Below are 22,065 nucleotides of genomic sequence, written 5' to 3' on the forward strand. Positions count from 1 at the left end.
TCCCGCGCTGTCCGCTGACAGCGGCCTGCGGCATCAACATCGGAGAACCTCCCAGTGGCCCACGTCCTTCAGAACGTCGTCTTCCCACTTGATCGCGACCCCGACCTCCTTCCGCTGTATGCCGATCCGGAGACATGGTCCGTAATCGAAGACGAACCCGTCCGCGTCTCGAACCGCGCTCACCTCGGGAACATCCTCGGGCGGAACCGTGCCCGCATCGTGGCCGGACGTCGAGTGTCGATGGGGACGTATTTCAACGCCTTCCCCGCGTCTTACTGGCAGCACTGGACCAGCGTCCGCGAAGTGCGGCTCACGGTGCGCACCACCGGCCCGGCGACGATCCTGGTGTACCGTTCCAACGGCTCGGGCGTGCGTCAGCGCGTCGCCACCCGCGAAGTGACCGGCGAAGCGTCGACCTCTTTCGACCTCGAGCTCACCCAGTACAGCGACGGCGGGTGGATCTGGTTCGACATCGTCGCAGATGAGAAGCCCGCCGTCCTCGAAGGTGCGGAATGGACCACCGAACAGGAGCCCGCTCGCGGAGGCAAGGCCTCTCTCGGGATCACCACCTACAACAAGCCGGACTATTGCGTCGAGACCCTCCGCGCACTGGCCGCGTCGCCCGACGCGCTGGAGTTCATCGACCGCATCTTCCTGATCGACCAGGGCACCCAGCTCGTCGCCGAACAGGACGGTTATGACGACGTCGCGGAGAGCCTCGGGGAAACACTCCAGGTGATCCGCCAGGACAACCTGGGCGGCTCCGGAGGATTTGCCCGGGCGATGCACGAGACGCTGCAGCGTCCGGAGAGCGATTTCGTGCAGCTGCTCGACGACGACATCCGTCTCGAACCGGAGTCGCTGCGCCGCTCCATCGTCTTCGGTCGGTATGCGACCACCCCTGTCCTCGTCGGCGGTCATATGTTCGATCTACTCGACCGCCCGAAGCTGCACGGATGGGCGGAGGTCGTCGACGAGGGCCCGTTCATGTGGCGAAACCTCTATCAGGAGAAGATGCCGCATGACTTCGGCGTCTCGAACCTGCGCCAATCGACTCTTCTGCACATGCGCATGGATGCCGACTACAACGGCTGGTGGATGTGCTTGATCCCGCTCGAAGCGATCAGGAAAGTCGGGCTGTCGCTCCCCGCCTTCATCAAGTGGGACGACGCCGAGTTCTGCCTCCGTGCGGGTGAAGCCGGCTTCCCCACCGTGTCGATGCCCGGGGTCGCGCTCTGGCACGTCTCATGGGTGAACAAGGACGACTCGATCGACTGGCAAGCCTACTTCCACGCACGCAACCGCCTTGTCGCCGGACTTCTGCACTCCAACACCCCCCGCGGCGGACGATTGATCCGGCACAGCCGACGCGTCGACCTGAAGCATCTCATGATGATGCAGTACTACCCCGTCGCACTCCGTGCGCAGGCTCTACGTGACGTGCTCTCCGGCCCCGACCACATGCAGCGGAACCTGGCGACAGCAATGCCCGCGGCTCGCGCCCTCGCCGCAGACTACCCGGAGACGGTCGTCCATCGGGATCCGACGACGGTCCTCCACTCTCGGCGCGGTCGCCAGGTGTACAAGCAGCTGTCGAAGAACGACTTCGACAGCCCGAAGGGCCCACGGCTGCGCTGGTTCACGCTGTCGACCCTCGTTTCCCACTGGACGCACCGGCCGGACCCGGCGAACATCGCGCAGCCCGAGGTCGAGTTCGGCAAAGAGGATGCGCACTGGTGGCGCGTCCCGGCGTTCGACAGTGCCCTGGTGAGTGCCGCCGACGGATCTGGCAAGAACATCTACACCCGCGACCGCGCAAAGTATCGCCGCATGCTTCGCGACACGATGCGACTGCACGCAGAACTCCGTCGCCGGTGGCCCGAGTTGCAGCAGCAGTACCGTCAGGCGTTGCCCGATCTCGTCTCCCCCACGTCGTGGCAGAAGATCTTCGAGGAGAAGGCATGACCGCGGCGCCCGCTGCATTCGACCCGAAGGCCGCCACGATCGTCATCGTCACCTTCAACCGTTCCCACCTTCTCTCGGGCCTGCTCACGAGCATCACCGCGATGGACCCCAAACCGGGCCACGTCGTGATCATCGACAACGCCTCGGCTGACGACACCACCGACGTCGTCGAGTCATTCCGCGATGACATCGGCACCGAGATCGTGTACCGACGCCTGGAGACGAATACCGGCGGATCGGGGGGCTTTAGCGAGGGCATGCGCACCGCATACGACCTCGGCTCCGAGTGGATCTGGATGATGGACGACGACGTCGAGGTCCTTCCCGAGGGGCTCGCGAGGATGGGAGCGTGGAGCAGTCGATTCAAGAGCATCCAAGGCCGTCGATTCGACTACGACGGCAGCGAGTTCTACTGGCAGTACCGCATCGCCGAGCGCATGGGCATCCCGATTCCGTTCGCTCCTTCCGCCTTCGATGAGAGCGGATACAAGGAGATGAACAGCGGTTGCTTCGAGGGCATGTTCATCCACCGCTCCCTGGTGCAGCGGATCGGTCTTCCCGACCCGCGCTTCTTCATCTACTGGGACGACCAGATGTACGGCTGGTTGGCATCGCGTCTGACCACGGCCGTGATCGTCGATGAGTTCGTGCTGCGCCGCACGCGGGAGATCAAGCAGTGGGACATGGGCATCCGCCATATGAACGCCTCGAGCAACGCCTACCGTTACTACATCATGCGCAACCGCGGCTTCATCAAGCAGTACTACCGGGTCCACGGCGTCTACAACCCGCTCCTCTTCAGCCTGGGCACCACGGCGACGTTCTTCAAGGAACTCATCCGCCTCGTCTTCGTCGAGCGGACCGTACGCGGCACGAGCAATCTCTTCCGCGGCATCCGTGACGGCGGCAAGGTCGGCCGCGACCGCAGCTGGCAGCCGATGCCCCCCTTGGAGGCGTGACGATGGACGAACCGCAGCCGGAGCTCCGCTGGGCTCCGTTGCCCCCGCCGCCGAAGACGGCCGGCAGGGTCTGGCTGATCGTCGGGCTCGTCGTCGCTGGACTCGCCATCGTCGGTGCGCTGCTGTTCTTCCTGCTCCCCCGTGGAGATGCGCCGTCACCGACGGATTCCCCTTCGCCGTCGCCCTCTGCCTCCGCGAACCCGAGCCAGACGCCGAGTTCCTCGCCCGCGCCCGAGCCGGGGCAGACGCCCCAGGTCACGGCGCCGCCGGTGGTCGATCCCTCTGTGGAGGTCTTCCGCGAGCGGGTCAGCGGATGGTTGGGGGACGCGCCCCGAGGGCTCGACATCATCGCCGGCGCGAGCGGCCAGGACGCACTGCCGGTCCTCGACACGCTGCAGCAGGACGCGCAACGGCTGTCGGACGCGCTCCCTCCGTCCTCGATCGAGCAGCAATGGCGCGAAGGTGTGTCGACCTACGCCAGCCGCCTCACCCAGCTGCGCAGCGCGATCACCGAGGGCTCAGGCGTCGCCGCAGCCGTCGAGGCTGCCCGGTCCTCGGTGCAGCAGCTGCGGAGCATGGCCGGGCTCTGAGCGACCGTCACGCCGCGTAGTCGGCGTTGTAGCGGTCCAGAACCTCTCCGATCGGCGCATCGAGAGCGAGCTCGCCCTTGTCGAGGTAGAGGCCCCGCGTGCAGAACCGACGAAGATCACGTTCGTTGTGGCTCACGAAGAAGAGGGTGCGTCCGTCGGCGAGAAGCTCGTCGATGCGCTTGTAGCACTTGTCCCGGAACGCCTTGTCGCCGACCGCGAGCACCTCGTCCACGAGCAGGATGGGCTCGTCGAGCTGGGATACCACGGAGAAGGCCAGACGGACCTTCATGCCGTTGGAGAGGTGCTTGTAGGGCGTCTCCTCGAACCCCGCCAACTCGGCGAACGCGATGATGTCGTCGTAACGACGCGACACCTCGTCACGGGACATCCCGTGCAGGCCCGCCGTGAGCCGGACGTTCTCGCGCACGGTGAGGTCGCCCACGAAGCCTCCGGTGATCTCGATCAAAGGAGCCACGCCGCCGTTGACGCTGACCGTCCCCTCATCGGGGAGCAGCACCTTCGCGACCAGGCGAAGCAGCGTGGACTTGCCCTGACCGTTGCGTCCGACGACGCCGATCGACTCACCGGGTTGCACGGTGAAGGAGACGTTGCGCAGCGCCCAGAACTCCCCCGGGCGAGACCTGCGGGAGGCTCCGGCGAAAAGATCCTTGAAACTCCGGCGCCCGCGCCGGTTCCGTCGGAAGTGCACACCGAGGTTCGTGACTTCGATCGCCGCAGCCATCACAGCTCCTTCAGCACGGGTCGCTCCAGCCGTCCGAACGTCCACATCCCGAGCGCGAGGATACCCACGCACATCACCGCGCTGATCAGGATCGGCATCGGATCCCAGAGGTCGGCGAAGAAGCCCACGCGGTAGAGGGTGAAGATCCCGGCGAGCGGGTTGAAGGCACCGATCACGTCGAACGGCGCCGGGAGATCCCGGAAACTGTAGATCACCGGCGAGGCGTAGAAGAGCGCCCGCAGGATGAGCGCCGTCGTCCGCTCCAGATCGGTGTAGAGCGCGCAGAGCGGCGCGACCAGGAGCCCAAGCCCGACCAGAAGCATCGTCTGCAGGAGGACCGCCACCGGGAACCACAGCAGCAGCCAGTTCACGTGCGCACCGCTGAACACGGCGAAGAGCACCAGGACCGGCATCGAGAAGAGGAACTCGATGCCCTTGCTCAGCACGATGCGGTTGACCCAGATCGAGCGCGGGATCGCCGTCGAACGGACGAGCCGGGCGTCCTTCTTGAACGCGCGGGTGAAGTCGGACACCGAGGTGTTGAACCACACCCACGGCAGCAGCGCGACGATGAGGAAGACGATGTACGGATCTTCCCCCACGCTGCGTCGGAAGATCTCCGTGAACACGAACCAGTAGATCGCGCTCATCACCAGGGGGTCGAGGATCGACCAGAGGTACCCGAGGGAGCTCGTGGCGTAGCGGACTTTCAGGTCGCGAGCCGAGAGCAACCACAGCGAATGCAGATAACGCCGGGGCGTCCCGGGCGCCCCGACAGCAGCGTGACTCACGATGTCGAGTCTAGGAGAGAGTGTTGTTCCACAGCGACAGCGCCGAGCCGATGGCCATGTGCATGTCGAGGTACTGGTACGTGCCGAGGCGCCCGCCGAAGTGCACGCCGTCCTCCCCCTTTGCAAGCTCGCGATAGGCCAGAAGCCCCTCACGGTCGCTCGGGGTGTTGACCGGGTAATACGGCTCGTCCTCGCGCTCGGCGAACCGCGAGAACTCCCGCATGATGACCGTCTTGTCCGAGTCGTACACGTCCTTGCGCTCCGGGTGGAAGTGCTTGAACTCGTGGATGCGCGTGTACGGCACGTCCATGTCGGGGTAGTTCATGACGCTGGTGCCCTGGAAGTCGCCGACGTTCAGCACCTCCTGCTCGAAATCGAGCGTGCGCCAGCTGAGCGCCCCCTCCGCGTAGTCGAAGTAGCGGTCGACCGGGCCGGTGTAGACGACGGGTACCTGTCCGACGGTCGCCTTCTTGCTGAGCGGCTGGGCGTCGTCGAAGTAGTCGACGTTCAGCTTCACCTCGATGTTGGGATGATCGGCCATGCGCTCCAGCCACGCGGTGTAGCCGTCAGTCGGAAGCCCCTCCCACGTGTCGTTGAAGTAGCGGTTGTCGTACGTGTAGCGCACCGGAAGGCGGCTGATGATGTCGCCCGAGAGCTTCTGCGGGTCGGTCTGCCACTGCTTCGCGGTGTAGTCGCGGAAGAACGCCTCGAACAACGGGCGTCCCACGAGGGCGATGCCCTTCTCCTCGAAGTTCGAAGCCGTCTTGACGTCGAACTCCCCCGCCTGCTCCTTCACGAGCGCGCGGGCCTGGTCGGGTGTGTACGCCGACTGGAAGAACTGGTTGATGGTGCCGAGGTTGACCGGCATGGGGAAGACCGTGCCCTTGTGCGTCGTGTAGACGCGGTGCACGTAGTTCGTGAAGCTCGTGAAGCGGTTGACGTACTCCCACACCGTCGCGTTCGAGGTGTGGAACAGATGCGCTCCGTAGCGGTGGACCTCGATGCCCGTCTCGGGCTCCGCCTCGCTGTAGGCGTTTCCTCCGATGTGGTGGCGGCGGTCGATGACTGTCACCTTGCGGCCGGCTTCGGCGGCACGCTCGGCGATGGTGAGGCCGAAGAAACCCGACCCGACGACAAGAAGATCCATGTCGTCCATCGTATCGGCGTCTGGCTGGGAGCTTGAGCCAGAAGAGCCTGCCGAGCCGCGCCCTATGCCGCGGTGCCGACGACGATGCGCGGCGTGCCGGCCCAGCGCGCGGCATCCGTCGCCGCGCGTCCGTCGACGAGAAGCTTCACACCGGGAAGCTGCTCAGGCCCGAGTTCACGGTAGTCGGCGTGGTCCGTCTGCAGGATCGCGAGGTCGACTTCTCCGCCGATCGCGTACGGCTCGAAGCCGAGGCCTCGCAACTCCTCGTCGGTGTACAGCGGGTCATGCACGACGACCTCGGCGCCGCGATCCTCGAGGGCCTTTACCGTCGGGAACACACCGGAGAACGCGGTCTCCTTCACTCCGCCGCGATAGGCCGCGCCGAGCACGACCGCGCGCTGCCCGCTCAGGTCGCCCAGGATGCCTTCTGCCTGCGCGACGAGACGCTCCGGCATCGAAGCGTTCAACTGACGCGCCACACGGACGATGTCGGCATCGGGGTCGGTCGACAGGTAGAGACGCGGGTAGACGGGGATGCAGTGCCCACCGACGGCGATACCGGGACGGTGGATGTGACTGTACGGCTGCGAGTTGCAGGCTTCGATGACTTTGTACACATCGATGCCGTGCGAGGCGGCGAAGAGGCCGAACTGATTGGCGAGGCCGATGTTCACGTCGCGGTAGGTCGTCTCGGCGAGCTTCGCCATCTCGGAGGCCTCGGTCGTGCCGAGGTCCCAGACGCCGTTCGGACGCGGAAGATCGGGGCGCTCGTCGAACTGGAGCACCGCCTCGTAGAACTCGCGTGCGCGGCGGTTACCCTCGTCGGAGAGTGCGCCGATGAGCTTGGGATACTTACGAAGGTCGGCGAACACCCGACCGGTGAGCACACGCTCGGGCGAGTACGCGACGTGGAAATCCTTCCCCTCGGTGAGTCCGGAACCAGCTTCGAGCATCGGCGTGAAACGCCCTCGCGTCGTACCGACAGGCAAGGTCGTCTCATAGGAGATGAGGGTGCCCGGAGTCAGGTGCTCGGCGAGAGAGGCCGTCGCCGAGTCCATGTACCGGAAGTCCGGCTCCCAGGTTTCGTCGTCGACGAAGACCGGCGCGACGAGAACGACGGCGTCCGCACCGGGGATCGCGTCGCCGTAGTCGGTGGTGGCCCGCAGCCGCCCGGACGGGACCAGCTCGGCGAGCCGTTCCTGGAGTTCAGCTTCACCCGGGAAAGGCTCCTGCGCGGCGTTGATCGTGTCGACGGCCTTCTGGTTCACGTCGACGCCGATCACGTCGTGGCCGGAGGAGGCGAACTGGACGGCGAGAGGGAGCCCGATCTTTCCGAGGGCCACGACGGCGATACGCATGGTTTCATTCTACGGGGGTGGCGCTCCCCGACGGATGCTCGAGGGCGCGAAGAACTCCGCTGCGACGGGCACGACCGGTAGATGCAGGTCCCGCAGTCGTGACCGAAGGCGCTCGCGAGCTGGCCCCTGCGGCTCTCAGCGCTTCGAGCCGTGTCCGAACGCGGCCACGATCGCATCGACCGCACGTGTGGCCGCATGTCCGTCGCCGTACGGTGCTGCATCCGTCGGCGCGGGGGAAGGCCGAGTCAGTGCGGCGGTGATCTCCGCGGCACTGTTCGCCAGCACGTTCCATCCCAGCTGAACCGTCTCCACCCATTCGGTCTCGCGTCGGACCGTTGTGCACGGCACCCGGAGGAGGAACGCCTCCTTCTGAAGACCTCCCGAATCGGTCACCACACCGGCACTGTCGAGGACGGCGGCGATCAACTGGGGGTACGCGAGCGGATCACGCGTCCGCAGCGCACCGACATCGAGAGGAATGCCGTGTTCGGCGGCCTTGGCCCGCACACGCGGATGCGCCAGCAGGACGACGGGCCGGTCCGCGGCGGCCAGTGCCTCGACCACCTCCCGCAGCCGTTCGGGGCTGTCGGTGTTCTCGGCGCGGTGGATGGTCGCCACGTAGTACTCGCCACGCGGTCCGATCTCCTCCGCGGCCGTCGCCCCGTCACCGGTGACTGCATCCCGTACTTCGTAGAGCACGTCCGTCATCACGTCGCCGACCAGCACAGACCTGCCGACGAGCCCTTCATCAGCGAGGTGCCCCATGGCGACCTCTGTCGGGGCGAGGCAGAGATCAGCGGCATGATCGGTCAGCACCCGGTTGTGCTCCTCGGGCATGGCACGGTTGAACGACCGCAGTCCCGCCTCGAGATGCGCAACCGGGTAATGCAGCTTCACGGCGCTCACCGCCGCAGCGAGGGTGGAGTTGGTGTCGCCATAGACGAGCACGCAGTCGGGCTCGAAACGGGCGAGCACCTCGTCCATGTGCGCGAGCATCGCTCCCGTCTGGACGCCGTGCGAACCTGACCCGACCCCCAGGTGGGCATCGGGTTCGGGGATGCCGAGGTCGCGGAAGAACACATCCGACAGCATGGGGTCGTAGTGCTGGCCGGTGTGCACGATGACATGCTCGTGTCCCGCGGCCTGCATGGCATGGGCGATTGGGGCGAGCTTGACGAACTGCGGGCGCGCGCCCACGACACTCATGATCTTCACGACATCCATCCTAGGGATCTCGCGGACTGGCGCCGAGCGAGACCGTGCGTGCTCAGATCGGCTCTGCGGCCTGGAGCAGGTGATCGCTGAAGGCGGCGTAGTTCACGTCACTCGACCAGTTGCGCCGCCATTGCGCCATGCTCGCGTCCACGAACCTCCGGTACTCCCCCGTCTCGGTGGTGAACAGTGCCTCGAGCCGGTCCGCGATCTCATCAGCGGTCGGCGTCCCCTTGAGCAGGCCGTCGAACATTCCGCCCTCGGTGTCGATCAGCTCGCTGTTACCGCCGACATCCGTCGCAATCACCGGGAACCCCTGCGCGAGCGCCTCCATGATCGATACCGGGACGCCTTCGGACTCCGAGACGTTGACGAAGACGCCTCCCGGAGAAGTGGCGTACCGCGCACGGACCTCGTCGTTGGAAAGATCCCCGAGGAATTCGAACGATCCGGAGTCCAGCTGATCCGCGGCCCGTCGCTGGATCTCCGCGGCATAGTCCGCGGGTCCGGAACCGATGTGGGACCAGTTCACCTTGAGACCGCGGCGCTGCGCGGTAGCCAGTCCGTCGATGAGTAGCGGGATGCGCTTGACCGGCACGAGGTACGCGCACGTGTAGACCTTGAAGGACTGCTGCGAGACGTTCCCCGCGGCCGTCGCGGGCCCGACACCGAGGCGACCGGTCTCGATGCGGTGCGCGAAGGACGGATATTTCGCCCGGAGATAGTCGGCACCGTTTCGAGAGGCCGTGAAGACCTCTGAGATCTGCGAGAAGAGCAGTTCGCGCTGCGGCAGGTAGTCGATGGCGCTGCGCTCGGAGAACACATCGTAGCCGTGCGCCCGGCTGACTACCGGCACGGTGTGTCGACCCAGCCGCGCGCTCAGTCGCGTCGCCACACGCGCGGGCACCATCATCCAATAGCTGTACAGCAGCGTGCGCGTTCCGGGCGCGAGATGCTCCTGCACCGTCGTCTGCACCTGGTCCGCGACGATGCAGGCGAGAAGGTCGAGACGGAGATCGGAGAGCATCCGCCACGGATGGGGGAAGGACCGCAGCGCACGGCCGAACGAGGCCGCTGCTCGGAGCGGATGCCGCAGCGTGTAGCGCACCACCTTCCCGGCGCTGGCCTTCGTCGTCGAGAGCGCTTCGGGAAGGATCACCTCGACGTTGTCGGGCACCTCACGGCGTCGCGTCTGATCGACGGTTCGCACGACGGGTATGAGGAGCACTCGATCGAAAGTCGAGGCCAGGTGCCCGATCTCCGATTCGATGAACTCTTCTCCAGGAACGAAGGGGTAACAGTTCGTGACGAAGATCAGGCAGGTCCCGGAAGTCTGCGTCGAGGCTGCGGGGTGACTCATCGGGCTCCCGTCGGATCGGCTGCGGTCCATCCTCGCACACGCGTGCTCGACCTCCCCTCTCCTGCACGCGCATTCAGATCGGCTCAGCCCCCAGCAGGTAGGATCCATGGGGGTTTCCCGCACACGCGTGGCCCCGCGCGATCGCAAGGAGAACCATCCCGATGAGAAGCATCTGGCGAACACTGCTCGACCTGCTCAGAGTGCTTCCGCGCGGTGCCCGCCCGTTCTACCTCTGGTATTCGATCGCGACCGGCATGCTCTCGATCCTGGACACCGCCGCACTCGCCCTGATCGTCCTCACCGTCAACGCCCTGGTCACGGGCAATGCAATCGATGTTCCGCTCATCGGACCGCTCCCCGAATCAGCCACGTTCTGGGTCGTGCTCATCATCGCCGTGCTTTTCATCCTCAAAGGTGTGCTCGCAGCGCTCCTCCACTGGCGTGCCACGCGTCGCTTCGCCGCGTACGAACTCGATCTCGGCGATCGACTGTTCGCGGAATACACCCACTCCAGTTGGGAGGATCGGTCGCGTACCAGCACGGCCGAGCTCACACGCATCGTCGACGCCTCGGTCGGCAGCGCGAACCGCGGCTTCCTGCTCGCGCTCTCCCAGATCCCGGGAAACCTCTTCACCTTCATCGCCGCGCTGCTGATCCTCGTCATCGCTCAGCCGCTCACCGCGCTGATCGCCTTCCTCTATCTGTCGCTCGTGTTCGGGATCATCTCCCTCGCGCTGTCCCGCCGGTCGAAGTCCGAGGGTCAGCGCAACCGCGACTACTCCTACCGCGTCGCGACGGTGATGACGGAGATGGTCGAGGCCCTGAAAGAAGTCACTCTGCGCGGCAAGCTCGACGAAGCCGGACGAGTCATCTCGAAGAACCGCGGAGTTGCAACCAGGGCGCGCGCGAACCTGGCATTCATGACGGTCGTCCCGCGCTACGCCTTCGAGGCCGCACTGATCGGAGGCTTCATCCTTATCGGCGCATCGGCGTTCCTGACCGGCGGTGCTGCCGCCGCAGCCGTCGCGGTATCGCTGTTCGCGGCCTCCGGATTCCGGATGATCCCCTCGATGAACGCCGTGCAGGCCAGTCTGACGTCCGCATCCTCAAACGAGGCTTATGCCAAGGACGTTATTCGGCAACTCTCCGAGACGAGCACGAGCGTACAGACCGAGCCGCGCGATACGGAAGAACTTCCTGAGCACCCTCGCGAACTGCGACTGCGGAACATCTCCTTCCGCTACGCGGGCAACCGCGAGCCGGTCTTGAAGGACGTCGATCTGCGCGTTCCGTTCGGGTCGAGCCTGGCGATCGTAGGGCCTTCCGGTGCCGGCAAGTCCACTCTGATCGACATCATCCTCGGACTCAGCGTTCCGACCGAGGGGTCCCTCGAGATTGATGGGCACCCGGTCGACAGCGTGCTGCATCAGTGGCGCACCCACGTCGGATATGTGCCGCAACGGGTGGCCCTGTTCGACGGCTCGGTGGCACAGAATGTTGCGCTCACCTGGGAGACGGATTACGACTCGGATCGCGTCCTCCAGGCGCTGCGCCGCGCACACATCAGTGAGCTCGCACAGCGTCCGGGCGGGCTCGGGGAGCATCTTGGCGAACGCGGATCCTCCCTGTCCGGCGGACAACAGCAGCGCTTGGGAATCGCTCGCGCTCTCTACACGGATCCGCTCGTGATGGTGATGGACGAGGCCACGAGCTCGCTCGACACGGCCACCGAGAACCGCGTGGTCGAGTCGATGAACGAACTACGCGGTCAGGTCACGTTCATCACCGTCGCGCACCGCCTCGCAACGATCCGCCAGTACGACCAGGTCTGCTACCTCGACCAGGGGCAGATCAAGGGATTCGGTACCTTCGACGAGGTCGTCGACCAAGTGCCCGACTTCCGATTCCAGGCTGCGCTGGCCGGACTCGTGTCCTAGCGCCGAACACATACACCGCCCGCTACCCCTCCCCAGGAGAGACCCGGAATATGCGAATCCTGCTCATCTGCCCGTTCTTCCCGCCGGAGAACAAGATCGCCGCAGTGCGCATCTCGAAGCTCGCCTCCTATTGGGCCTCCGCAGGACACGAGGTGCGCGTTCTCACCCGCGACGGCGCCGATGAGGGCCTCGCGATCCCCGAGCACCCTGGACTCGCGGTCCATCGAGTCGCGGACCCCATGATGAAGGCCGTGTCGGGCGTGCAAGGCCTCAAGCCGCAACGCCCCCGGTGGTGGCACCGTCCCGCCGCGATCGCCTACGCGATCGCGATGAGGTTCATCTGGCCCGACATCTACGGACGTTGGGCGAAGGCGGCCGGACGCCATGCCACCACTTGGGACTGGCGCCCTGATGTCGTCGTGACGAGCGTCGGCCCGTTCAGCGCCCTCATGCTCGGATCGAAGCTAGCGAAGCGGTTCGGGGCGAAGCTCGTGGTCGACTACCGCGATCTGCTCTCGAACGGTGCCTACTATCCTTACGGCGCGCTGCGCCGCAGGCTGGACGCCGCCGTCGAACGTCGTCATGTGTCGGATGCAGCGATGCTCACGACAGTCAGCGGGCCACTCGCCGAGGAACTCGAGGCGGCGTACGGCGTCCGCACCATCGTCGTGACGAACGGGTATGACCCGCAAGACTTCGTGCACCTCGATTACCGTCCGTCCTCGTCCGAGCTGCGCATCGCGTACTGCGGCTGGGTGATCCCGAAACGCCGCGATCCCCTGCCATTCCTGGGCGGTGTGGCCGAGCTCCTCCGGCAGCACCCCGGTACCCGAATCTCCGTCGATTTCTATGGTCCGCACTCATCTGAGGTGGCTGCAGCCATCGACTCGCTCGGGCTCGAAGCAGTGGCCCGCCAGCACGGAAAGGTGAGCCACGCCGAGTCGCTGGAGATCCAAGCCGACTCCGACGCCCTGCTGCTGCTGCTCTGGAACGACCCCGGCGAGAAGGGAGTTCTGAGCGGCAAGGTCTTCGAATACATCGGCGCCGCACGACCGATCATCATGACCGGTCTCGAGGCGAGCGCGGCGGGCGACCTGATCCGAGAGAACGGCCTCGGTACCGTGAGCAACGATCCCTCGGAGATCGCGAACGCCCTGCACGCGATGGCCGAGCAGAAGACGCGCACAGGCCGCGTGGAGGCCCCGGCGCTCGCGAATGCGGAGCAGTTCACACGCGATGCCCAGAGCCGGCTATTCCTCGATGCTCTCGAGGAATACGCCGTCTGAGGCTCCGCTCGATGAGCCGCCCCAAATCCCGGGAGCTCAGAGCGAGATCGAGCCCCCGGTGCGTGCAGAGTCCAGCGCTGCCTCCACGACGACGAGCGTGCGCAACCCCTGCGCCATCGTGACGACGTCGTTTCGCTCGCCGAGCACCGCGTCGCGGAACGCCTCGTGCTCGACTCGAAGCGGCTCGCGCTTTGCGAACGCATACCGGGTGACGTCGCCCTCGGACACGCCCCGGAAGGTCGATACCGATTCCCACTCCAGCGGAATGGTTCCGTTTGCGTAGAACGTGAGATCGCCTGTCGACGTGTCGGCGACGAACGCCCCCTTCTCGCCCGTGACGACCGTGAGCCGCTCTTTCATCGGAGACAACCAGTTCACGATGTTGTTCACGATGACGCCGGACGCCGTACGCCCGGTGATCGTGATCATGTCCTCGTGCTCCCGGCCGCTCTTGAAGGCAGTCTGAGCGAAGACACGTTCGTAGTCGGACTGCACGACCCAGGCGGTGAGATCCACGTCGTGGGAGGCCAGATCTTTGGCGACACCCACATCGGCGATGCGGGCGGGGAAGGGTCCTTGCCGACGCGTGACCACCTGATACACCGCACCGAGCTCACCCGCCTCGATCCGGCGGCGCAGTTCCTGGACGGCCGGATTGAAGCGCTCGATGTGACCGACCGCGCCAATCAGACCGGCTTCCGCGAAGGCGTCGACCATGCGCTGCCCCGCTTCGATGCTGTGCGCGATCGGCTTCTCGACGAGAGTGTGCACGCCTGCGGCTGCCAGCTTGAGCGCCGCCTCCTCATGGAAGCGGGTGGGCACCGCGACCACGGCGAGGTCGATTCCCTCGCTGATGAGCGCGTCGATGTCCGGCAAGATGCTCAGATCGCCCGCAACGCCGTGCGGGTCGCCGCCCGGGTCGGCGATCGCGACCAGGTCGATTCCGTCCACCTCGCGGAGCACTCGCGCATGATGGCGCCCCATCATGCCGACGCCGAGCAGGCCCGCCCTCAACGCCATCAGGCGCCTGCTCCGGCGAGGGCGTTCACCGCGGTCACGATGCGGTCGAGGTCATTCTGCGACAGCGATGGATGTACAGGCAGTGATACGACCTCACCGGCCGCTCGCTCGGTCTCTGGAAGATGCACCCCCGGGGCATACGGCGCGAGCGAGGGCAGGCGGTGGTTCGGAATCGGATAGTAGACACCCGACCCCACGTTGTACTCCGCTTTCAGGGCGGCGACGAATCCGTCGCGGTCTTCGGGGACGCGGACCGTGTACTGGTGATAGACGTGCACGGCGCCTTCGGCGACCGGAGGCGTCACGACGCCCCGCAGATTCCTATCCAGGAAGGCGGCGTTGGCCCTGCGCTGGGTCGTCCAGGCGTCGACCTTCGTGAGCTGCACGCGGCCGATGGCGGCGTGGATGTCGGTCATCCGGGCGTTGAAGCCGATGATCTCGTTCTCGTACTGACGCTCCATGCCCTGGTTGCGCAGAAGCTTGAGCATGCGGGCCACTTCCTCGTTCGCCGCTGTGACCATGCCGCCCTCGCCGCTGGTCATGTTCTTGGTCGGGTAGAGGCTGAACATCGCGAATTGTCCGAAGCTGCCGACCGGGCGACCGTCCAAGGACGCGCCATGCGCCTGCGCGGCATCTTCATAGAGCGCCACGCCGCGTTCGGCGGCCAGCGCTTCCAGTTCGCGCATGCGGGCCGGGTGGCCGTAAAGGTGCACCGGAAGGATGCCCTTGGTCTTCGGGGTGATCGCTGCGGCGACCGCCTCGGGGTCCAGTGTGAAGGTCTCGGGCTCGATGTCGGCGAACACCGGCGTCCCACCGGTCAGCGCGACGGAGTTCCCGGTCGCCGCGAACGTGAATGACGGAACGATCACTTCGTCGCCCGGTCCCACGCCCGCGGCGAGCAGACCCAGGTGCAGGCCTGCGGTGCCGCTGTTGACAGCGACGGACGGGCGACCCGGCACGAAATGCTCCGAGAACTCGGCCTCGAACGCTGCAACCTCCGGGCCCTGCGCGACCATGCCGCTGCGCAGCACCCGGTCGACGGCCTCGCGCTCGTCGTCACCGATGATCGGCTTCGCCGGGGGGATGAACTCGCTCACACTGCCTCCTTGATCAGGATTCCATCGTTCTCTGTGTAGCGGTCGCCGCTCCGCGGGCAGATCCAGCCACCGGTGTCGCCGTCGGCTGCCAAGGGCACCCCCGACTCACCGACCCAGCCGATGCGCTTGGCCGGGACGCCGGCGACGAGTGCGTAGGCGGGCACGTCCTTCACGACGACCGCGCCCGCTGCGACGGTCGCCCACGCGCCGATGGTCACCGGAGCGACGCACGTCGCCCTGGCGCCGATTGCGGCGCCCTTCTCGATCGTCACTCCGACCGGCGCCCAATCGTGCGCGCTCTTGATCGAGCCGTCGGGGTTGATGGCACGCGGGTAGGTGTCATTGGTGAGAACCACCGCCGGCCCGATGAAGACGCCATCCCCCAGGCGCGCCGGCTCATACACCAACGCGTAGTTCTGAACCTTGCAGTTGTCGCCCATGACGACGCCGCTGCCGATGTACGAGCCGCGTCCGACGATACAGTTCTGACCGAGCTGCGCCTGCTCGCGCACCTGCGCGAGGTGCCAGATCGAGGAGCCGTCGCCGATGATCGCATCGGGGGACACATCGGCGGAATCCACGATCCGCACGCGGGATGAATCGGTCACTGCTCTCCTTGCACGATGCCAGGACAGGGCGGCACCGCATGCGATTCTACCGACGTCATCCAGGCTTTCCCTGAAGCACCGCCCGAACGACGTCCGCAGCCTTGCCGCCGACCGTCTGCCAGGAAACCGTGGAGACGGCCCACTGCGCTCGACGTCGACGTTCGCGCTCCGTGGTCCCGTCCTGTGCCTGCGCGACGAGCCGTCGCATCGCCTGTGCGACGGCCGTCACCGTGAAATCGCTCGTCTCGCCGAGTGACGCCGATCGCACGACCTCAGCGCCGGTAGGTGCGCCGGCGAAGAGCACCGGGGTCCCCACTGCCGCCGCCGCATAGGTCTTCGTCGGACGTGCAAAATCGTAACCGATCCCGGGAACGATGCTCACGAGGGCACCCACTGCTCCCCTGATCCAGGACGCGGAGAGATCCGGCGGCACCAGGCCGCCGAAATGCACTCGTCCGGGCACTAGGGCGTCTGCCTGTGCCCTCAATTCCGTCTCCACCGATCCCTGCCCGAAAAACCGGATGTCGACGTCGAGGTCGGAGAGCTCGGCCAGCGCGCGAACGAACACGTCCGGTTGCTGCCACTCCGACATCGTGCCGGTGTACACGAAGTAAGGGCGGTCGGCTCGAGCCGGAGGAACGTCCGGGTGGAACACGCTCGTGTCGATGCCGTTGCCGACTTCGACGACGCGCTCCGATTCTGCGCCCACAGCGGTCAGGCGCTCAGCGACCTCCGCCGACACAGCGATGGATCGCGCCGAGCGCCGGAGCACGAACCGCTCGACCGCGGTCATCAGCCGCACCACCAGCCCCGGCGCATCCGTGGACGCCACGGCGTCCGACCACACATCGCCCGGGTAGTACACGACGGGTCGCCGGGTGAGCATGCCAGCGACGGCAGCGACCAGTCCCGTCGTCGGCGGAGCCTCCGCAACGATGACGTCGGCGCGGTTCGCCAACAGGCGGAAGAACAACGGGACGTCGAACGAGAGGTACTGCACGTAGCCACGGATGGCCCCAGAACGATCGCGCAACACAGGCATGCGCTTGATCCTCGCCGAACCCATCTCGCCTTCCGGGACGACGCCCAGCGGCGGTCGGGTGGTGAGCACGGTCACGTCCGCGTTCGTCTCCAGGGCGCGCACCAGGGCCTCCATACGGAAACTGGCCGCTGTCACCTCGGGGGTGTACAGCCGCGTCGCGACGATCACTCGATTTCGGTTCGTCATCACGTCCAACGGGTCGGGATTCGCGGTGTCCAGAGGAGACACCTGACACAATGGAATCATGTCCGCGAGCGTCCCCCCTCCTCGAACGCCCCAGCGGCGTGCCTGGATCGTGATCCCGTTGTACAACGAAGCCAGCGTCATCGGCGGTGTGATCACTCAACTACGCGAGGAGTTCACCCACGTCGTCTGCGTCGACGACGGGTCCACGGACGGCTCAGCCCGCGTCGCCGCGGAGGCGGGCGCGATGCTCGTCCAGCACCCGGTGAACCTGGGTCAGGGCGCCGCGCTGCAGACCGGGATCTCCTTCGCTCTCACGCATCCGGAATGCGATTACATCGTCACGTTCGACGCCGACGGACAGCACCGGATCGAGGATGCCCTCGGGATGCTGGACCTGGCTCGTGCCGAGGATCTCGCGATCGTCTTCGGTTCACGGTTTCTCGATGACCGGACGAACCCCGGGTGGGTCAAGAAGATCGTGTTGAAGACTGCCGTCTGGGTGACGAACCTGACGACCAGTCTGAAGCTCACCGATGCGCACAACGGACTACGGGTGATCCGCCGTGACGCCGCCGAGGGTATCGACCTGAAGCAGGATCGCATGGCGCATGCTACCGAGATCGTGCTCGAGCTCGGACGCACCGGACTGCCCTGGCGTGAGTATCCCGTGGAGCTTCTGTACACCGACTATTCGAAGGCCAAGGGACAGAGCGTGCTCAACTCGGTCAACATCCTCGTCGATCTAGTGGTGAGGTGACCCATGTGGATTCAGATCCTTCTCATCTCGGCGATCATCGTGCTCGCCGTGTTCATGATGCGTCGAACCGGTGCCGACAGCCACTTGGCGATCCGTCGCATCCTGATGGGGCTGTTCGTCGTCGTCGCCGTGCTCTCGGTGCTCTTTCCCCAATGGCTTTCGTGGCTCGCTCAGCTGGTCGGCGTGGGCCGCGGTACCGACCTGGTGCTGTACGGACTCATCGTGATGTTCCTCGCCTTCGTGTACACGCAATACCGCCGCAACACCCAGCTCCAGCGCCAGTTGACCCTGTTGTCGCGCAAGATCGCATTGCTCGAAGCGGCGGAGAAAGAAGCTCGTCGACTACCGTCCGACAGCGACCGCGCCTGACGCTCCCCCCGCGTGCTGGTGGCGTCCCGGCCTCATTCCCCGCGGTGAAGCTGAGAACTCACCGGCACCCCGTGACCTCGTAAAGCGATGCGCTCTCCCCTACGCTGGCGACCTCGGTGAGAATCGGCGAACCTGCAAGCTCGTGCAGGCCGCGATACGTCGTGAAGTGGTTCTCGAAGAGTTCTCTCTCACCGAAATCCAGAACGTGAGTCACGCCGAGAGCGTCAATCGATTGGCAGACCTCCGCGGTCCCCGTGTTCAGAGACCGCGCCAGGAATTCCGCGTCAGCCCCGTACTTGCCCGTGACATGGGGGAAGACGACGTCGCGTCCGGTGTAGGCGTAGAGCAGTGCAGCGCCCGTCAGGGGGTCACCGATCACGAGGCTGTCAGGTCCGAGTTTCGTGGCCGCCAGGGAGAACAGCTCGGCCTCTTCAGAAGACAGGCCCTGCGACTGCGCGTCGAAGCGGAAGCTGACGTTCCGCATGTACCGCACGTCGCTGACGACGGCGCTCAGGTGGGTCGCAGCCAGCAGGATGCCGACGACGAGGACCGCGATGGCACGGACGGTGCGGCCTTGTTGTTTCTGTGTGCGGATCCAGTCCCAGCTGACGGTCGCCCCTAGTGCGGCCAGCGGCAAGCCCATCACACCGAGGAGCGCTGCGACGCGGGTGGCGTCGTCATACCAGACGCCGACGATCGCGCTCCGCAGCGAGAGCACAGGCAGCCAGGTCGCGGCGAGGAAAAGGAAGATCGCGATTGCGTGACTTGCGAGGATCCACCATCGTCGACTCTTGACGACGGTCCAGATGCCGATGAACGCGAGCGGCCCCACGAGAAGACCGGTTGCCCGCCCGACCGGGCTCAGGAAGGCGACCTCGCCGAGCGCGGCAGCGAGGGTCGAGTTCGGAAGCCACTCGTGGGTGGTCACGTTGGCGAACCGCCAGACGGTGAGAAGCGCCACAGCGCAGCCGGCACCCACGATCACGACGATCACCCTGGTGCGCATCCCTCCCGCTCTCGCCATCTGCCAGGCGCGCCACGCAGCGAACGGCACCAGCAGCGCGACCGCACCGAGCAGTGCCGAGGGGTGGCCGAGGGCAGTCGCGCCCATCGCCGCGATTGCCGTCAGCGCCAGTCCGACGCGCTGCGCCCATGGCAGCCCGTGACGGCAGGCCAGGATCACGAAAGCGAGGATGAGCGGAATCTGCAGGGTTCCGATCAGATTCGGATAGAGCACGCCCCAGTTCAGAAAGCCGAGCGGGAAAACACTGAACCCGAATCCGACGAGCGGGGCCCAGGCAGCCGCTGCACGGTGGCGAGGGAACAGGACGCTGGTCACCGTCGCGAGCGCCACCGGCCAGATGACGGCGATCACAGCGATCGTCATGATGTTGGTCGCGGGGACGACCGCTGAAGTGAACGGGACGATCAACGCGACCAAAGCGTGCCAGAGCGTCGGGTAGAACGTGCTCGTGGCACCCGGGAGCACCATCGTCATGTGAAACGGCGACGCATCGCCGTTACTCAGGATGAACTCGACGGCGTTGAGGTGGAACAGGCCGTCGTAGAGCTGAGTCGGGTGCTCAACACTCGAGATGCCGACGACCAGGATCGCGATCCAGCCAAGCGCGGCGGTGCCGATTCCGATCCATACGCCCGGGCCATCGCCTCCGCGAATGCCCTCGGCAGACCGCCGGACGAACCACAGCCCGGCCGCGATCGCAGTGATCACTGCGGCGACGATCACGACCGGGACGAAAGACCAGCGAAGCCCCACCAACGGCGCGAGCAGACTCCCCGCGCCGATACTGGCCAACGATACGACGATCGCACCAGCGAGGAGCACTACCCCCCGCAAACGCAGCAGCAGAGCTGCGGGAAGACCAGGCCCGACAAGGAGCACGCATGCGATGAGGAACGCCGGGATCTGCCCGAGCCAGTCAGCGCTCACCCTTCCACCAGCGCGATCGCACCCTCGAGTTCGCCGTCGTAGACGACTCTGCCCTTGTTGATGACCACGCCCCTCGTGCACAGATCACGGACCATCTCCATGTCGTGACTGACAACGACGAGCGTCTTGCCCGCAGCGAGGAGCTCCTCGAACTTCACGCGACATTTCTCTCGGAACGGCACGTCCCCGACCGAGAGAATCTCATCCATCAGGAGCACGTCCAGTTCGACGTGGATCGCCACCGCGAACGCGAGTCGGAGGAACATGCCCGACGAGTAGTGCTTGACCTCTTGGTCGATGAACTCCTCGATCTCGCTGAATGCGACGATCTCGTCGTAGCGCTCCTCGATCTGGTGCTTCTTCATCCCGAGGATCGCCGCATTGAGGAACACGTTCTCTCGACCGGAGAGTTCCGGATGGAACCCCGCACCCACTTCGATGAGCCCCGCCACGCGTCCCCGCGTCAGCACCTCTCCCGCATCCGGCTCCATGACCCCCGAGATCAGCTTCAGCAGAGTGGACTTGCCGGAGCCGTTCATGCCGAGGATGGCGACCGACTCCCCCTCTTCGATCACGAGATCGACGCTCTTGAGCGCTTCGAATGTCGAGGTCAGCTTTCGACGCCGGATCCACGACACCACGGTGTCCTTCAGCGAGAACGCATGGTTCAGGGTGAACGTCTTGCGGACACCATCGATGATGATGCTCGGACGCAATGCAGTGTCGCTCATAGGTCCTGTGCGAACTTTCCTTCCAGGCGCCGGAAAACGAGCTGCCCGATCAGCAGCGTGCCGACGGCGATGAGAGCGGTCCACAGCGTGTTCATGGCGAGGTCCGGCGGCATCGGTGGGAGCGGGTCGCCGGCATACCCGGCGACGTCGACCAGCTCCTGGCTGGTGGGACGCCAGAAGGCGTAGTGGAAAAGTTCCACACCCTGCGTGATCGGATTCAGCATGTACACCTCGACGAGCCACGAAGGCCAGCCGAGCTTGTCGACGACGGCCTCGTACACCATGGTCCATGCGTAGAGCACGGGCGATGCCCACGTTGCGAGGAGCAGCATCAACTCGACGATGTTCTCCGCATCCCGGAAGCGCACGTTCACCGCTCCGAAGAGGAGCCCGAGACCGAGTGCGAAAATCATCACGATCAACATTCCGGCCAGCGCGCCGAGGATGCCCAGCACCGTGACATGTCCGAGCCACCCCATCAGCATGCACACGACGAGCAGGAGCCCCACCTGCGGCAAGAAGTGCACGAACGACACCAGCACCGCCGAGACGGCGAACAGCTGTCGCGGCAGGAACACTTTTCGCACGAGCGCCGCGTTTCCGACGATCGAGCCCGTGGCGTTCTTGTACCCCTCGGAGAACAGGTTGATGACGACGATGCCCGAGAAGAGATAGATCGCGTAGTTGGGTACGCGATCTAGGTTCATGAAGATGCCGAGGACGACCCAGAAGACCAAGAACTGGGCGGCGGGGCGCACGTAAGACCACACCCAGCCCAGTACGGAGTTCCGATATCTGGTCGTCACCCCGGTGTGGACGAGCAGGCGCAACAAATAGCGCCATCGCACCACGTCGATCAGCCCATGGCTCTTGCCGGGGGTATCGAACTCGGTGCGCGGGATGGCAGCGAAGAGATCTCGGGTTTCAGTCACAGTCCACTCAATCGGCGCACGGCGG

20 protein-coding genes are annotated in these 22,065 nt (G+C 65.6%); 7 read left to right on the forward strand and 13 right to left on the reverse strand.

The window, feature by feature from the left end; translation table 11 throughout:
* The first annotated feature begins 54 nt into the window (after positions 1-54).
* The 3 genes from LVJ59_RS04480 to LVJ59_RS04490 are packed head-to-tail and all read left to right on the forward strand — an operon-like array spanning position 55 to position 3,514.
* Positions 55-1,965, forward strand: a complete 1,911-nt coding sequence (locus tag LVJ59_RS04480) for a glycosyltransferase (RefSeq protein WP_232762149.1) — start codon at positions 55-57, stop codon at positions 1,963-1,965.
* A complete protein-coding gene (locus LVJ59_RS04485; protein ID WP_232762150.1) occupies positions 1,962-2,924 on the forward strand; it encodes a glycosyltransferase in 963 nt (320 codons plus the stop codon). The genes LVJ59_RS04480 and LVJ59_RS04485 overlap by 4 nt, the downstream gene beginning before the upstream one ends.
* Positions 2,925-2,926: 2 nt before the next feature.
* Positions 2,927-3,514 (forward strand): hypothetical protein, encoded by a 588-nt coding sequence (locus LVJ59_RS04490; protein ID WP_232762151.1) that lies wholly within the window; start codon positions 2,927-2,929, stop codon positions 3,512-3,514.
* Positions 3,515-3,521: 7 nt separating this feature from the next.
* Here the strand turns inward: LVJ59_RS04490 and LVJ59_RS04495 are convergent, their stop codons facing one another.
* The 6 genes from LVJ59_RS04495 to LVJ59_RS04520 all read right to left on the reverse strand — a co-directional run bounded on the left by LVJ59_RS04495 (position 3,522) and on the right by LVJ59_RS04520 (position 10,124).
* Positions 3,522-4,256, reverse strand: coding sequence for an ABC transporter ATP-binding protein (locus tag LVJ59_RS04495; protein WP_131491967.1), 735 nt, complete (start codon positions 4,254-4,256; stop codon positions 3,522-3,524).
* A complete protein-coding gene (locus tag LVJ59_RS04500; RefSeq protein WP_134353452.1) occupies positions 4,256-5,047 on the reverse strand; it encodes an ABC transporter permease in 792 nt (263 codons plus the stop codon). The genes LVJ59_RS04495 and LVJ59_RS04500 overlap by 1 nt, the downstream gene beginning before the upstream one ends.
* 10 nt (positions 5,048-5,057) lie before the next feature.
* The gene (glf, locus tag LVJ59_RS04505; protein ID WP_131491965.1) at positions 5,058-6,194 is read right to left on the reverse strand and encodes a UDP-galactopyranose mutase; all 1,137 of its coding nucleotides are present in this window, start codon (positions 6,192-6,194) and stop codon (positions 5,058-5,060) included.
* A gap of 62 nt (positions 6,195-6,256) precedes the next feature.
* The gene (locus LVJ59_RS04510) at positions 6,257-7,552 is read right to left on the reverse strand and encodes a nucleotide sugar dehydrogenase (RefSeq protein WP_232762152.1); all 1,296 of its coding nucleotides are present in this window, start codon (positions 7,550-7,552) and stop codon (positions 6,257-6,259) included.
* Between the two features lie 135 nt (positions 7,553-7,687).
* Positions 7,688-8,767, reverse strand: coding sequence for a non-hydrolyzing UDP-N-acetylglucosamine 2-epimerase (gene wecB / locus LVJ59_RS04515; RefSeq protein WP_308191496.1), 1,080 nt, complete (start codon positions 8,765-8,767; stop codon positions 7,688-7,690).
* A gap of 52 nt (positions 8,768-8,819) precedes the next feature.
* The gene (locus LVJ59_RS04520; protein WP_232762153.1) at positions 8,820-10,124 is read right to left on the reverse strand and encodes a glycosyltransferase; all 1,305 of its coding nucleotides are present in this window, start codon (positions 10,122-10,124) and stop codon (positions 8,820-8,822) included.
* Positions 10,125-10,285: 161 nt separating this feature from the next.
* On the opposite strand from LVJ59_RS04520, the gene LVJ59_RS04525 reads away from it, so the two are divergent.
* Together LVJ59_RS04525 and LVJ59_RS04530 are read left to right on the forward strand one after the other, a co-directional pair.
* The gene (locus LVJ59_RS04525) at positions 10,286-12,061 is read left to right on the forward strand and encodes an ABC transporter ATP-binding protein (protein ID WP_232762154.1); all 1,776 of its coding nucleotides are present in this window, start codon (positions 10,286-10,288) and stop codon (positions 12,059-12,061) included.
* 50 nt (positions 12,062-12,111) lie between these two features.
* Entirely contained in the window at positions 12,112-13,347 is a 1,236-nt protein-coding gene (locus LVJ59_RS04530) for a glycosyltransferase (RefSeq protein ID WP_134353447.1), read from the forward strand.
* Positions 13,348-13,383: 36 nt separating this feature from the next.
* Here the strand turns inward: LVJ59_RS04530 and LVJ59_RS04535 are convergent, their stop codons facing one another.
* Genes LVJ59_RS04535 through LVJ59_RS04550 form a run of 4 tightly spaced genes read right to left on the reverse strand, consistent with a single transcriptional unit; the run spans position 13,384 to position 17,300 of the window.
* Positions 13,384-14,370, reverse strand: a complete 987-nt coding sequence (locus LVJ59_RS04535) for a Gfo/Idh/MocA family protein (protein ID WP_232763148.1) — start codon at positions 14,368-14,370, stop codon at positions 13,384-13,386.
* On the reverse strand, positions 14,367-15,464 hold the full coding sequence (locus LVJ59_RS04540; RefSeq protein ID WP_232762155.1) for a DegT/DnrJ/EryC1/StrS aminotransferase family protein: 1,098 nt from the start codon (positions 15,462-15,464) through the stop codon (positions 14,367-14,369). The genes LVJ59_RS04535 and LVJ59_RS04540 overlap by 4 nt, the downstream gene beginning before the upstream one ends.
* Positions 15,461-16,072 carry an acyltransferase gene (locus LVJ59_RS04545; RefSeq protein ID WP_232762156.1) on the reverse strand — a complete coding sequence of 204 codons (612 nt, stop codon included), beginning with the start codon at positions 16,070-16,072 and terminating at the stop codon, positions 15,461-15,463. Before LVJ59_RS04545 ends, LVJ59_RS04540 begins: the two co-directional genes overlap by 4 nt.
* 55 nt (positions 16,073-16,127) lie before the next feature.
* Positions 16,128-17,300 carry a glycosyltransferase gene (locus tag LVJ59_RS04550; protein ID WP_232763149.1) on the reverse strand — a complete coding sequence of 391 codons (1,173 nt, stop codon included), beginning with the start codon at positions 17,298-17,300 and terminating at the stop codon, positions 16,128-16,130.
* A 58-nt stretch (positions 17,301-17,358) separates the two neighbouring features.
* Between LVJ59_RS04550 and LVJ59_RS04555 the strand changes: the two genes are divergently transcribed.
* The gene (locus LVJ59_RS04555; RefSeq protein WP_134353443.1) at positions 17,359-18,057 is read left to right on the forward strand and encodes a glycosyltransferase family 2 protein; all 699 of its coding nucleotides are present in this window, start codon (positions 17,359-17,361) and stop codon (positions 18,055-18,057) included.
* Positions 18,058-18,060: 3 nt separating this feature from the next.
* Positions 18,061-18,426 carry a DUF2304 domain-containing protein gene (locus tag LVJ59_RS04560; protein WP_232762157.1) on the forward strand — a complete coding sequence of 122 codons (366 nt, stop codon included), beginning with the start codon at positions 18,061-18,063 and terminating at the stop codon, positions 18,424-18,426.
* Positions 18,427-18,484: 58 nt separating this feature from the next.
* On the opposite strand, the gene LVJ59_RS04565 is transcribed toward LVJ59_RS04560, so the two are convergent.
* The 3 genes from LVJ59_RS04565 to LVJ59_RS04575 are packed head-to-tail and all read right to left on the reverse strand — an operon-like array spanning position 18,485 to position 22,040.
* Positions 18,485-20,377 carry a DUF6541 family protein gene (locus LVJ59_RS04565; protein WP_232762158.1) on the reverse strand — a complete coding sequence of 631 codons (1,893 nt, stop codon included), beginning with the start codon at positions 20,375-20,377 and terminating at the stop codon, positions 18,485-18,487.
* Positions 20,374-21,108 carry an ABC transporter ATP-binding protein gene (locus tag LVJ59_RS04570; protein WP_134353438.1) on the reverse strand — a complete coding sequence of 245 codons (735 nt, stop codon included), beginning with the start codon at positions 21,106-21,108 and terminating at the stop codon, positions 20,374-20,376. The genes LVJ59_RS04565 and LVJ59_RS04570 overlap by 4 nt, the downstream gene beginning before the upstream one ends.
* Positions 21,105-22,040 carry an ABC transporter permease gene (locus LVJ59_RS04575; protein WP_232762159.1) on the reverse strand — a complete coding sequence of 312 codons (936 nt, stop codon included), beginning with the start codon at positions 22,038-22,040 and terminating at the stop codon, positions 21,105-21,107. The genes LVJ59_RS04570 and LVJ59_RS04575 overlap by 4 nt, the downstream gene beginning before the upstream one ends.
* Between the last annotated feature and the right edge of the window lie 25 nt (positions 22,041-22,065).

It is taken from the genome of Microbacterium sp. KKR3/1 (assembly GCF_021272365.1).
GTDB classification, from domain to species: domain Bacteria; phylum Actinomycetota; class Actinomycetes; order Actinomycetales; family Microbacteriaceae; genus Microbacterium; species Microbacterium aurugineum.